This is a genomic window from Aliivibrio sp. S2TY2 (genome assembly GCF_028765525.1).
Classification (GTDB): Bacteria; Pseudomonadota; Gammaproteobacteria; order Enterobacterales; family Vibrionaceae; genus Aliivibrio; species Aliivibrio finisterrensis_A.
On record NZ_JARACS010000008.1, the window covers coordinates 96,088 to 108,911 of the forward strand.

The 12,824-nt window shown below is 37.3% G+C and carries 10 protein-coding genes; 8 read left to right on the forward strand and 2 right to left on the reverse strand.

Features of this window, described 5'->3' with window-relative positions; translation table 11 throughout:
- Nucleotides 1-8: 8 nt before the first annotated feature.
- Complete coding sequence (nagZ, locus tag PVK63_RS13305; RefSeq protein WP_130087608.1) at nucleotides 9-1,004, reverse strand: beta-N-acetylhexosaminidase; 996 nt, start codon at nucleotides 1,002-1,004, stop codon at nucleotides 9-11.
- A 172-nt stretch (nucleotides 1,005-1,176) separates the two neighbouring features.
- Between nagZ and PVK63_RS13310 the strand changes: the two genes are divergently transcribed.
- From PVK63_RS13310 to gltS, 8 genes are all read left to right on the forward strand, one after another.
- Entirely contained in the window at nucleotides 1,177-2,280 is a 1,104-nt protein-coding gene (locus tag PVK63_RS13310) for an anhydro-N-acetylmuramic acid kinase (protein WP_130087607.1), read from the forward strand.
- 31 nt (nucleotides 2,281-2,311) lie between these two features.
- Nucleotides 2,312-3,175 carry a (2Fe-2S)-binding protein gene (locus PVK63_RS13315; RefSeq protein ID WP_130087606.1) on the forward strand — a complete coding sequence of 288 codons (864 nt, stop codon included), beginning with the start codon at nucleotides 2,312-2,314 and terminating at the stop codon, nucleotides 3,173-3,175.
- 274 nt (nucleotides 3,176-3,449) lie between these two features.
- Complete coding sequence (locus tag PVK63_RS13320; RefSeq protein WP_130087605.1) at nucleotides 3,450-4,388, forward strand: porin; 939 nt, start codon at nucleotides 3,450-3,452, stop codon at nucleotides 4,386-4,388.
- A 168-nt stretch (nucleotides 4,389-4,556) separates the two neighbouring features.
- A complete protein-coding gene (locus PVK63_RS13325) occupies nucleotides 4,557-4,793 on the forward strand; it encodes an RNA recognition motif domain-containing protein (RefSeq protein ID WP_130087604.1) in 237 nt (78 codons plus the stop codon).
- A gap of 136 nt (nucleotides 4,794-4,929) precedes the next feature.
- Nucleotides 4,930-6,645: an RluA family pseudouridine synthase gene (locus PVK63_RS13330; protein WP_274440587.1), complete on the forward strand. Its 1,716-nt coding sequence runs from the start codon at nucleotides 4,930-4,932 to the stop codon at nucleotides 6,643-6,645.
- 1 nt (nucleotide 6,646) lies between these two features.
- Nucleotides 6,647-8,350, forward strand: a complete 1,704-nt coding sequence (locus PVK63_RS13335; RefSeq protein WP_423734707.1) for an RluA family pseudouridine synthase — start codon at nucleotides 6,647-6,649, stop codon at nucleotides 8,348-8,350.
- Nucleotides 8,351-8,591: 241 nt separating this feature from the next.
- Nucleotides 8,592-9,671 carry a rod shape-determining protein RodA gene (gene rodA, locus PVK63_RS13340; RefSeq protein ID WP_130048132.1) on the forward strand — a complete coding sequence of 360 codons (1,080 nt, stop codon included), beginning with the start codon at nucleotides 8,592-8,594 and terminating at the stop codon, nucleotides 9,669-9,671.
- A 217-nt stretch (nucleotides 9,672-9,888) separates the two neighbouring features.
- Nucleotides 9,889-11,112 carry a sodium/glutamate symporter gene (gene gltS, locus PVK63_RS13345; protein ID WP_130087602.1) on the forward strand — a complete coding sequence of 408 codons (1,224 nt, stop codon included), beginning with the start codon at nucleotides 9,889-9,891 and terminating at the stop codon, nucleotides 11,110-11,112.
- A gap of 48 nt (nucleotides 11,113-11,160) precedes the next feature.
- Here gltS and PVK63_RS13350 read toward each other — a convergent pair whose 3' ends face one another.
- Complete coding sequence (locus PVK63_RS13350) at nucleotides 11,161-12,789, reverse strand: methyl-accepting chemotaxis protein (RefSeq protein ID WP_274440586.1); 1,629 nt, start codon at nucleotides 12,787-12,789, stop codon at nucleotides 11,161-11,163.
- Nucleotides 12,790-12,824: the final 35 nt, after the last annotated feature.

Genomic DNA, 12,824 nt, shown 5'->3' on the forward strand with positions numbered 1-12,824 from the left:
TCAAGTGATCACTTTTTCCAGCGATCGTAAGCGCGGGTAACGATCTCATTCGCCGTTTTCCATTCCTTAGTGCTTAATAACGTTTTTCTATCGAAATGTTTAGTTTTAAGTAAACTATTTGCTTTTTCTACCGTTTGAATCGCTAGGTTATCTAATACTTCTACGGCTGATTTTCGATTGTTACACATTAATACCATGTCGCAACCAGCATCAAGGGCTTGCTGAGAACGCTCTGCTGGCCCACCCATGATTGTGGCACCTTCCATGCTCAAGTCATCAGAGAACACCAAGCCGTTAAAGTTAAGCTGTTTACGCAGTATGTCTTTCAACCAAAATGAAGATCCACTCGCTGGTGATGCATCATACTCAGGGTAGATAACATGAGCAGGCATCATCGCATCCAAAATACCCGCGTCGATTTGTGCTTTAAAAATCGCCATATCGAGTTCGAAAATATTATCACGGTGATCATAAGGGGTTTCTAAATGAGAATCAGCTATCACACCACCATGCCCTGGGAAATGTTTCCCTGTTGTCGATGTTCCTGCTGATTTCATGCCTTTCATAAAGGCCGTGCTGTATTTAACGATGGTATTAATATCATCACCAAATGCACGGTTGCCAATGGCTTTACAATCAAAACCATTATCAAGCACTGGTGCAAACGTAAGGTCAATATCATGAGCAACGAGCTCTGAACACAATAACCAGCCTGCTGTTTTTGCTAACTCAAGACCATTATCCATTTCAGCGTATGCTTGCGCAGGTGGAATAAGGGTAAATTCATCTCTAAAACGCTGAACTCGGCCGCCTTCTTGGTCAACACCAATAAGGATTGGACGCCCTGCTGCTTTACGAATAGAAGCGGTTAATGCTGCTAATTGCTTTGAATCATGGTAATTTCGAGCAAAAAGGATCAATCCGCCCACTGTTGGATGTTGAAGTAACTCACGCTCTTCTGCATCAATTTCATATCCTTCAACATCTAGCCATAATGGACCCATATTTTTCTCCAAATCATCTTAATTTTTATAGGCTTAAAGTATCATGCCCTTTCACATATTAACATCTTATCTATGGTAATTTTATGTCAATAATGTGAGTAATATAGATATTATTCACCGACTTTATGGCACAATAAAACCGTTAATTAATCAGCAGTTATGGAGTATTGGCATGGAAAAATACATTGGCTTAATGTCAGGAACCAGTTTAGATGGCGTTGATGCCGTTGTCGTAGAAACAAATGGCACAACAATCAATCTACTTGGTCATGCCGATTTCCCTATGGAGCCTCAATTAAAAGCTGATTTATTGGCTGTTTGTACTGGTCAACAAACTAATTTAAAGGTGATTGGTGAAATTGACCATCGCTTAGGTCATTTATTTGCTGATGCTGCACTACACCTTCTTCATTCTCTGCATATTAAACCAGAAGAGATCACTGCAATTGGCAGCCATGGTCAAACGGTTTTTCATTCACCTGATGCACAATACCCTTTTACGATGCAACTTGGCGATAGCAATATTATCGCGGCTAAAACAGGAATTAATACAATTGCTGACTTTCGCCGTAAAGACATGGCACTAGGCGGACAAGGCGCACCATTAGTACCCGCTTTCCACCACACCTTATTTGGGAAACCCGAAAGTACTCACGTTATTTTAAACATTGGCGGTATTTCTAATATTTCTATTTTACAGAAAGACTCACCAGTTATCGGTTATGACACCGGCCCGGGTAACATGTTAATGGATGCATGGATCACCGAGCACCAACAAGTAAGCTATGATAAAGATGGTGCATGGGCACGCTCAGGGCAAATAATTGATGAATTACTAAACCAACTAAAAGCACATGAATATTTTATTCGTCCATACCCAAAAAGCACAGGTCGTGAGTTATTTAACTTAGATTGGTTTGCTCAATATATAGAGAATAAACATTATCAAACGCCGGATGTTCAAGCTACGTTATTAGAGTTCACTGTGACGACAATTGCTGAACAAGTCATTCGATTCCATACCGGTGATGACGCAAAATTATTAGTCTGCGGTGGAGGCGCTCATAATCATTATTTAATGGAAAGATTGCAAGTTCATCTGCCAAATTGGGCAGTTACCACCACTAACGACTACAATGTAGATAGTGACAATATGGAAGCAATGGCGTTTGCATGGTTAGCACATCAACGAATTCATGATTTACCAAGTAACGAACCGGATGTGACGGGCGCTTCTCGTTATGCAAGTTTAGGTGTAATCTACCCTGCATCTTAAATACAAATAATAATAATTTAAAGTAGCTCATATGCATATTGCAGAACAACTAATGCCATTATGGCGTAGCAAAAAATCACCTGATTCATGCCACTCTTTAAAAGAGCAACTGGCATGGTTAAACGATGCTGATGATAATTTTAAACTCAAAGCAATCAATAAAGAACAACTTGATGATAAGCACTTACCATTAAACCAGTGGTTACCTGCCCATTTATCCAACGCGATTGAATTATTCGGTAAAAAAAACAACGTAAACCAAAATGTTTCAGCTTCCATGTGGCTAAAATCATTTAATAACCAATTTTTTACCAGCTTAGTCGCTCTACGTTTACACTTTAATCGCGTTCCTATTATTCAGTTTAACGATATTTTCATTTCGACACCCAATGGCGAAAAGATAAAATCACTAAAAATTAATAACACTTGCCCTTTTGTTTGCCTTGCAACCGATCCTTTGGCTTCTGAACCACAAGCAACCGTCGTAGAGAGCCAAGATAAACTTGATGAAGCATTTACCCATTTACTACAGCAGATAGGTGGTGGACTAAGTGTGTTATTTGAGCAAGAAAGATTGAAACACAAACCATTTTGGGGAGCCATTTCTCTTGCCGTAAGCGTCTTTTTCATGCGCTTAACTGAAAAAGGGCTCTCAAAAGAACTCGCTAATCAAGTAGCACCAAAAGCCCAGCAATGGTTAGAAAGTATTATGCCTGAGATAGGAAGAGATCTTTCTCATATACGAGTTGCTGAAAATAAACATCAGGCAATCCTTTATGTTCAACGTGAAACCTGCTGCATGAAATACAAAATTGATGGCAAAAAAAATTGTGCGACCTGTCAACTCTTAAGCGAAGAAGAACGTCATAAAAAGAACATCAAACGCATTCACTAAACAACAAAGCAATTAATACCAATCTACATAAGTACTTGGTCATTCTTGCTTGTTAAAATCGATTTTTCCTACGCAACTATCTGAACAAAGACTTATCCAGAATGGTATAAGCGAACTATCAAGAGTAATGTGTTTGTCACCCTAACGACACATTACTTTTATAAATATTAAACATAACTGACATTAATCTTTCATATATAAAATTTATCTTAGATCCCAAGCAATTAACTAAACCAAAGCGGAGTGTTTTGGTATTTTAAAGGTATGGAATCTAATGAAAAAATTACTACTATCAACAGCTATCGTCTCATCTTTTTTATCAACCCCTCTTTTAGCTGCAACCGTTTATGATCAAAATGATACACAATTAAAAGTTGGTGGCAGAGCCGAAGCTCGCGCGAATATTTCAGATAATAATGAAACAGCAGCAGAGAGTTCATTTGAAGATAAAAGCCGTGCTCGTATTAATTTAAAAGGCAAAACTAAAATCAACGATAGCTTAGGCGCATTTGGTACTTATGAAGTTGAGATTGGCAGTGGTAAAGGTAATACCGTAAATACCCGTTACCTATTCGCAGGCTTAAGCACAAACATTGGTAATTTCTCGTATGGTCAGCAAGATTCAGCACAAGTGATGCTTACCGATTACACTGATATTTTAGCTACATTCGGTGGTGATGCGGCTGATTTAACGACAGGTAACAAAGATAAACGTGAGAATAACTTTTTATACTCAGGTGAGTTTGATGCACTAACAATTCAAGCAAACTACATTGCTAATAACGAAAAGAAAAACGATAGCTTTGGTATTTCAGGTATGTATGCATTACCAATGGGCTTAGATTTTGGTCTTGGTTATACCTCTGGTGAACAATCTCCAAATGGCATAACAAAAGTAGATGCAGATCAAGTCAACTTAGCCGTTCGCTACACGCTTAATGCCTTTATGGTATCTGGTTTATTTACAACAGGTGAAGTCGATAAGCTTGATGCAACCGGCTACGAACTTGCCGCTGCTTATAAGTTTGACCAGTGGGTTTTCCAAGGCGTTTATAACTTCCAAGAAATAGACAGTAATGACACTGTAAACAATGCAGCCATTGAAGCCATTTATAAACTCAACAAAAGCTTTCGTACTTATGCAGGTTATAAATTTGAGCAAATGGATAACTTAGATGATCAACTTCAATTTGGCCTGCGTTACGATTTCTAATCCAACCTAATATGCCCAAATTTTAGCGCTCTGGGTGGAGGGCTAAATCCAAATCCGAAATCATGTTAATGTGGTTTCGGATTTTCTATTTTTGAATCGATAGAATACTTGGGGAAACCACTAAGATCTGTTATAACGTACCCTTAAATCACTATTATATGGTTACTCATGAAATTACTTGTTCGCAATCTTCCTCGCACCATGTCTGAATTCCAATTACGTGAAATGTTCCAAGCACACGGTTCATTCCAATACTGTAAATTAGTAATCGACGAAATTACAGGCGAATCAAAAGGTTTTGGTTTTGTTGAGATGCTAGTTGAAGAAGAAGCGTTAGCCGCGATCGCAGCTGAAGACGGTAAAAAAATCGGTAAAGACAAAATTCGCGTAAAAGTAGCAGAATAAACACCTTACTTCTGTACACCAACGCATTCGAGTGATTCAAAAACACATGGTCTCTACCTAATTTTGAATCACTTATCTTTATGTGCGTCATTCTGCAATATCCCCCTATTTCATCCCTGCTAATATAGATATCATTATGCCTACATCTGAACTGTGTTTTACCTCTTTTTCTCATCCAATTGACCATTACGCTTTGCCTGAGCGATTCACTTTTCCATTTTATTATGAACCCCACCCTTTATGTGAATTGGCTGCAGAACAGTTACAACGTCATCTGGAGAGTCAAACAGAATGGCAGCATAATTTTGGCTTAGAGAATGGCTTAGAAATACAAGAAAATAATAAAGCAATTGGTAAAATGTTTGGCGTACTGCTCGTTCAGCATATATCTGGCGAGGTTGGATTCTTATCTGCTTTTTCAGGAAAAGTCGCTGACAGTAACCACCTCCCCCATTTTGTTCCTCCTGTATTTGATATGTTAGAGGAAGATGGTTTTTTCAAAGCAGAGCTCGCTGAGATAACCGAAATTAATGCAATCATTAAGCAACAACTAGCCAATCCATTACTAGCTGAATTAACAGCGGCAGCAAAAGCAAAAAGCCTGACTTCAAAAGAACAATTAGAAGCACAGCGTCAGGAGATGATTGAAGGTCGAAAATCACGTAAAGCACAACGTGCAGAAGCCGAATTACACGCTCAAGATAACGATCAAGAAGCTATCGATGCACTAGAACAATTAAAGATAAAATTGGGCAAAGAAAGTGTTCAAGAGAAAAATACGCTAAGAGATCTTAAGCTTTTTTGGGATAACGAAATCACTAGTATTCAAAGCCAATTAGATACATTTAATATCGAGCTTTCCACACTAAAAACAGCACGCAAAAATCTATCTAATGCACTACAAAAGAAGCTATTTCAGCAATATAAATTTTTAAATACCCATGGTATCGAAAAAGATCTCAATGATATTTTCAAAGACACACCCAACCATATTCCCCCTGTAGGCTCTGGTGAATGTGCCGCTCCAAAACTGCTGCAATATGCGTTTACTCATGATTTAAAACCATTAGCATTAGCGGAGTTTTGGTGGGGTGTAGCGCCAAAATCTGAGATCCGTCAGCATAAGAAATTCTATGCTTCTTGCCAAAGTAAATGCCAACCAATTTTAGGTCACATGCTTGATGGAATTGAAATGGATGAAAACCCATTATTAATCAACCCAGCGGAAGGCAAAGACATCGACATAATTTATGAAGATGAATGTATGGTTGTCATTAATAAACCTGCAGATTTTTTATCTGTTCCTGGTAAGAATATTCAAGACTCTGTCTATACTCGTATTCAACAGCGTTACCCTAATGCTACTGGAGGATTGATCGTCCACCGCTTAGATATGGCAACCTCTGGTTTAATGATATTAGGACTAACCAAAAAAGCACATAAACGATTACAAAAACAGTTTATCAACCGTACTATTGAGAAGCGATACACCGCCTTAATTGAAGGCGTATTAGCGCAAGATGAAGGAATGATAACATTACCACTACGTGGTGATTTGTATGATCGCCCTCGTCAGCTCGTCTGCTTTGAACATGGAAAACCTGCAGAGACAACGTATCAAGTCATTGAACGCATAAAAAATAAAACTAAAGTTTATCTGTACCCAAAAACAGGACGCACACATCAATTACGAGTTCACTGCGCTCATAAGTTAGGCTTAAATATGCCGATTGTTGGCGATGATCTCTATGGTAAAAAAGCGAACCGATTACATTTGCACGCTGGCTATTTATCCCTAACACACCCGATGACCAAAGAACCGATGGAATTTGATATTGAGGCGGAGTTTTAATATGTCACAAGATAAAATGACACACTCAAAATTCACACCATTCTCAAGTCAAACAGACTCCTACGCGCTTCCAGAAAGGTTTACGTTTCCTTATTATTATGCTCCGCATCCACTGGTATCATTAGCTATGGTGGAACTACAAGATTTTCTCGGTAACCAACAAACATGGCATCATGACTTTACTAAGCAAGGTAAGATGTTTGCTGTTCTTGTGGTAAAAAATCAGCAAGGAGAACTGGGTTACCTGTCTTCTTTTACAGGTACACTTGCAGATTCAGAAGATAGCTTGGACCAGGCTCCTGATTTTTTTGTCGATGCCATTTTTGATAAACAAGCACACCATAAACTATTTTCACATCAAGAAAGCGAAATTGAATCACTTAAATCGCGTATTTCTCAATTAGAGAGCTCACCCTCGTTTATCGCATTAACAGAAAAGTTATCGGTAAGTACGGTACAGTCAGAGCAAGAGATCTCTGCGTTTCAACAATCAATAGCAGCGGGAAAAAAAGAACGAAAGCAGCGACGTGCCCAAGCAGAATCTTTGGCTGACTCATCATCTACTGAAAAGCTAGCAGCGTTAATTACTGAACTTGGTAACCAAAGTAGCCGTGAAAAGAGAGATTTAAAGCAATTAAAACAGCAATGGCAACAAACTATTGCTGACTTGACCCAACAACACAATGAATACACTCACCACATTGATTTACATAAAAATCAGCTCAATAAATTGCTGAAAAAAATAGATATAGATACGCTAAAAGCAACTCAGTTTATTAATCAATCTGGCGTAATTAAGAGCTTATTTGAACTGTTTAAACAAAGTGTTCCTGAACAGGCGCAAACCCCAATCCCTTATTCTAGCGAGCAGAATTTACCAAAACTGCTACAAACGGCTTTTCGTTTCGACTATACACCAATTGCACTCGGTGAATTTTGGTGGGGTTCTTCGCCTTATGAACAAGTTCGCCAGCATAAAAACCTTTATCCTGTGTGCCAAAGTAAATGCTTTGAGATCCTTGAACATATGCTTACTGGAATTAACCTTGATGAAAGTCCATTAGAACAGACACCGTCTTATGGCAAAGAGTTAGACATCGTTTATGAAGATGATGTAATGGTTGTAGTGAATAAACCCGCTGAGTTTTTATCGGTATCTGGAAAATTTATTGCTGATTCTGTTCATGCTCGCATTCAGGCACGCTATCCTAGTGCTACTGGCCCATTAATTGTTCACCGGTTGGATATGTCGACATCTGGTTTATTAGTGCTAACACTTACGCCAGAGACGAATAAACAAGTACAGAAACAGTTTATTGAACGAACGGTAGAGAAGCGTTACACCGCTCTACTGGAAGGTAATATCGACAACGACACGGGTATTATTACTCTGCCATTATGTGGAGATATAGAAGACAGACCTCGCCAAATGGTTTGCCATCATAAAGGCCGAAGTGCCGAGACTAGTTACCAAGTGATTGCTCGTGCTAATAATAAAACCAAGGTTTACCTTTATCCTAAGACTGGGCGGACCCATCAATTGCGAGTTCATTGCTCACATCAAGCAGGATTAAACACCCCTATTGTGGGGGATGATTTATATGGTTTTAAAGCAGATAGACTGCATTTACACGCAGGGTATTTAAAGTTACGTCACCCTGTTACCAATATTGAAATGGAATTTGAAGTTGATGCTGAATTTTAAATTCAAACTAATGCCAATGTAACTAAAGGACTGATACGATGCCGTGTCAGTTTTTTCTCCTTATCCATCAAGTAAAGATTGCTTTTTTTCGTAAAAGAGTTATTTTCCTTCATCTTATAAATCACTCGGTAACTATCGCCGATTATAAAAAGCCCTTAATCAAGCACTTTTCTCTACCCAATTTATGGCTCAATATTATGAGCGATCGCTTGTCTATCTATTTTATAATGAATGATTAACTATGTTTAAATACGCACCTCGAATCGATTACCCACTACTGATAGCCATTTCATTATTGATTTTGCTTGGCTCTCTAACTGTATGGAGTGCTAGTGGTTTTAGTGAACCAATGTTAGAACGACACCTTATTCGAGCTATCATTGCTCTTGGCTGTATTGTTGTCATGTCGAGTATTCCACCAAGAACCTACGAACGAATTACACCCTATTTATTTGCTTTGGCTGTTCTTCTTCTTCTTGGTGTTATTGTCGCAGGCGACAGTACTAACGGCTCCCAACGCTGGTTAGCTATTGGCCCTATTCGATTCCAACCATCAGAATTAGTGAAGGTCGCGATTCCTCTTATGGTTGCATGGATTCTAGTTGCTGAAGCCGGACGCCCCGATGCTAAAAAAATCCTTATCTGCTTATTGGTAACCGCTATTCCTGCCGGTTTGATTTTTATTCAACCCGATCTTGATGGTGCTATCTTTACTATTATTTACGCACTATTTGTCCTTTATTTTGCAGGAATGAGTTGGAAAATTATTGGTTCTTTTCTCGGAGGAATTGCCGTTATCGTTCCAATGCTATGGATCTTTGTGATGGCAGCTTATCAAAAAAAGCGTGTAACTCAGTTTCTTGATCCTGAATCTGATCCTCTTGGTGCTGGCTACCAAATTATTCAGTCATTAATTGCTGTCGGTTCTGGTGGAATGCGTGGTAAAGGTTGGATGAATGCAACACAAGGACAACTTGGTTTCATTCCTGAAAGTCATACTGATTTTATTTTTTCAACCTATGCTGAAGAATGGGGCTTTTTCGGATGTTTGCTCTTACTCGGATTATATCTGTTTATTACAGGCCGAGTGATTTGGCTTTCATACCAGTGTGATTCCTCATTCAACCGCTTAGTAAGTGTTACTTTTGCCCTTAGTTTCTTTTTATATGCATTTATCAATATAGGCATGGTAACCGGCTTATTACCTGTAATGGGAAGCCCTTTGCCCTTCTTTAGTTATGGCGGGACCGCAATGATAACTCAAGGGATTTGCTTCGGCATTATTATGTCTCTGTGCCTAAATAAAGCATATAAACCTTAATAATCAATAAATTAAAACAGCAAAAGATGAGATCGAGATTGTGTTTATCGTGTCTCACTTTTAATATGAACTTTTTATGACAGTGAATATTTATAGTGACATTCTCAATAACTTAGCATAATCTCGATTTTCCTAACAATGCAATCTAGAAAAAACGCTTAAACTATCTAGACTTGCATCATACCTATTGGTTTGATAATTATAACTTCGAGCTTCTATGACAAACACTTTATCTATCGGCGCATTAGAATCGTTTCTAATTGCAATTGCCGTGCTGTTTCTGGGTCATTTCATTAATTCTAAAGTTGACCTCTTTAAACGATACAATATCCCTGAACCTATCGTCGGCGGATTAATTGTAGCCTTTGCCATCACTATTTTACACTTTCAAGGCGTAAGTCTTGAGTTCTCTCTACCCTTGCAAAACACCTTCATGCTAATGTTTTTTAGCACGGTCGGCCTTGCCGCCAACTATACACAACTACTAAAAGGCGGTACTAAAGTATTCCTTTTCCTAGCTGTTGCTTCATTCTATATCATCATACAAAATGCAGTTGGTGTTGGACTTGCTAGCGCAATGGGGTTAGATCCACTAATGGGGCTTATTGCTGGCTCAATAACACTCTCTGGAGGACACGGAACAGGGGCTGCTTGGTCACAAACCTTTGCGGAAAACTACCAAATCAATACACTAGAGTTAGCAATGGCTTCTGCTACTTTTGGTTTAATCATGGGCGGTTTAATTGGTAGCCCAATTGCACAACGATTAATTCAAAAGCATAATTTAGAATCAGAGTATGGTGTGGGTGTTGATACTCACACCCGCTTCCCTGAGCTTGTCACTTATAATGAGCGTGAAGAAGATAAAGTCACAGCGAAAAAAGTAATTGAAATGCTGTTTATCTTGCTTATCTGTGTGGTTGGATCTAAGTATTTAAGTCAATTTGTAAATAGCTTCGACATTGCTTGGTTAAAAATCCCCGATTTTGTTTACGCTTTATTTGTCGGTGTATTCATTACTAATCTCTGTGAGATCACTAAAGCACGTAAAATTGACACTGAAACGGTTGATATTTTAGGAACGGTTTCGCTTTCCTTATTCTTGGCAATGGCATTGATGAGCTTAAAACTGTGGAATATTTTTGACTTAGCCATACCTTTCTTAATTATATTAACGGTTCAAACTATCGTTCTGGCATTATTTTCGTACTTCATTACTTTCCGTGCGATGGGATCAAACTATGATGCGGCAGTAATGGTTGGTGGCCATTGTGGCTTTGGCCTAGGTGCAACACCAACAGCAGTGATGAATATGGGGTCTTTGGTTTCTCGCTTTGGTCCATCTCCACAAGCGTTTATGGTTGTTCCAATTGTTGGCGCATTCTTTATCGATATAACCAACCTAATCATTCTTCAGGCTTACATTAGTTTTATTGGTTAATAAAAAATAAGCTATAAAGTACAATACTTTATAGCTTATTAATCGAACTTATATTGTAAATTGATCTATGTTTTTAGATAAGTTAGAAATGCTTTTATTCATATTTTTAACTTGCTCTGAAATCACACTTGAAACGTCCATACACACTTGAGACATATCTCTTACGTTAACAGCATTACCGTTAATCTCTTCAATAACACAAGTCTGCTCTTCACTTGCCGTAGAAATTTGGTGACTCATATCAGATATAGAATTTAAGTTGTTATCTACAATTTCGATATTATTTCTAGAAACAATAGATTGCTCAACACACTCTTTAATTGTATTTTGACTTTGTTCCATCTTCTCACTTACATCAAGAGTCTTAGTTTGTAAGTTAGAAATGATACTATTAATTTCAATCGTAGAATGCTGTGTTTTTTGAGCAAGTACACGCACTTCATCAGCAACAACAGCAAAACCTCGGCCCTGCTCTCCTGCTCTTGCCGCCTCAATAGCAGCATTTAATGCTAACAGGTTCGTTTGATCTGCAATATTACTGATCATATCTAGAACACTTGTTATCTTGTTACTATCATTACGCAATTCAGAAATTAAAGCATTACAATCATCAATTTCAGTAGAAGCTAAAGCAATCACTTCAGATGTATTTGAGACAATTTGCTTAGTTTGATTACATTCTTTGGATGCATCAGTAGTAAAATTAGCCGAATTATTGATATTACTTGCAATTTCATTTGATGCACTTTGCATTTCATTAATTGCAGTTGCCAGCATATCAACAGAATTAAGTTGCTGAGTTATTGCTTTTTCATTTTCTTTTGATTGCTGATTCATTAAGTTAAATGCATCATTACTAATATCAATACTCTCTTTTACAGCATTGATTACATTAACAATTTTCAATCTAAAAGAACGAATTGATTTCATGATACTGCCGATTTCATCATTCACAAAATCATTACTTTCAATAAATTTACATACTTCGCTATCTCGAAGATCCAATGAGATGAAAGTATTTAAAGAAGCATTTATCAATGCTATACGGCGATTCAAATCTTTTGAAATGAATAATCCACTAACTACTGAAACCAATGTTATAGATACAATAATAAATATAGCAAAGTACAAAGTATTTAGTCGGTCTTGTTTTGATATTTGTCTATACTCTTCAAGGAAAGTATCTATTTTTCCTGAAAGATCACGTATATTATTATTAATTTTACTATAGACAACTAAACTATCGCTAACCAGTTTAGCTCTAGGCTCTAATGTTCTGCCATCTTTAATAGCATCGACATATTTAACGTATTCATTGATTCCATTACTTAACGAAATTAATTGTGACTTCTCATTTTTTATAACATCTAAATCAAATGTACTGTATGAGTTTAAAAGAGTATTAATATCTGAAATCAGAATATTTCTTTCATTCAAATCATTTTTATCTTCAAAATGGATAGAAATCAATGCAAGATCAGACCTTCTTAATAAGATTAATTTTTTTTCAAAACTATCAAATATTTCTGATGGCTCGATCACTTGTTCAAATAAAAACTGTTCTGTTTTATCATTATCAATATAATTCATATATATAATATTTAATGCGACAAACAACCCTATAGCATTAAATGCCACTAAAAATAAAATTTTATTTTTTAATGAAATATTTTTCATCTTACAACCTTCAATAATTATTATATTATTTAATC

Bases quoted from the DNA above. Each gene is read 5' to 3' on its own strand.
- nagZ (WP_130087608.1), bottom strand. From the start codon at position 1,004: ATGGGTCCATTATGGCTAGATGTTGAAGGATATGAAATTGATGCAGAA.
- PVK63_RS13310 (WP_130087607.1), top strand. From the start codon at position 1,177: ATGGAAAAATACATTGGCTTAATGTCAGGAACCAGTTTAGATGGCGTT.
- PVK63_RS13315 (WP_130087606.1), top strand. From the start codon at position 2,312: ATGCATATTGCAGAACAACTAATGCCATTATGGCGTAGCAAAAAATCA.
- PVK63_RS13320 (WP_130087605.1), top strand. From the start codon at position 3,450: ATGAAAAAATTACTACTATCAACAGCTATCGTCTCATCTTTTTTATCA.
- PVK63_RS13325 (WP_130087604.1), top strand. From the start codon at position 4,557: ATGAAATTACTTGTTCGCAATCTTCCTCGCACCATGTCTGAATTCCAA.
- PVK63_RS13330 (WP_274440587.1), top strand. From the start codon at position 4,930: ATGCCTACATCTGAACTGTGTTTTACCTCTTTTTCTCATCCAATTGAC.
- PVK63_RS13335 (WP_423734707.1), top strand. From the start codon at position 6,647: ATGTCACAAGATAAAATGACACACTCAAAATTCACACCATTCTCAAGT.
- rodA (WP_130048132.1), top strand. From the start codon at position 8,592: ATGTTTAAATACGCACCTCGAATCGATTACCCACTACTGATAGCCATT.
- gltS (WP_130087602.1), top strand. From the start codon at position 9,889: ATGACAAACACTTTATCTATCGGCGCATTAGAATCGTTTCTAATTGCA.
- PVK63_RS13350 (WP_274440586.1), bottom strand. From the start codon at position 12,789: ATGAAAAATATTTCATTAAAAAATAAAATTTTATTTTTAGTGGCATTT.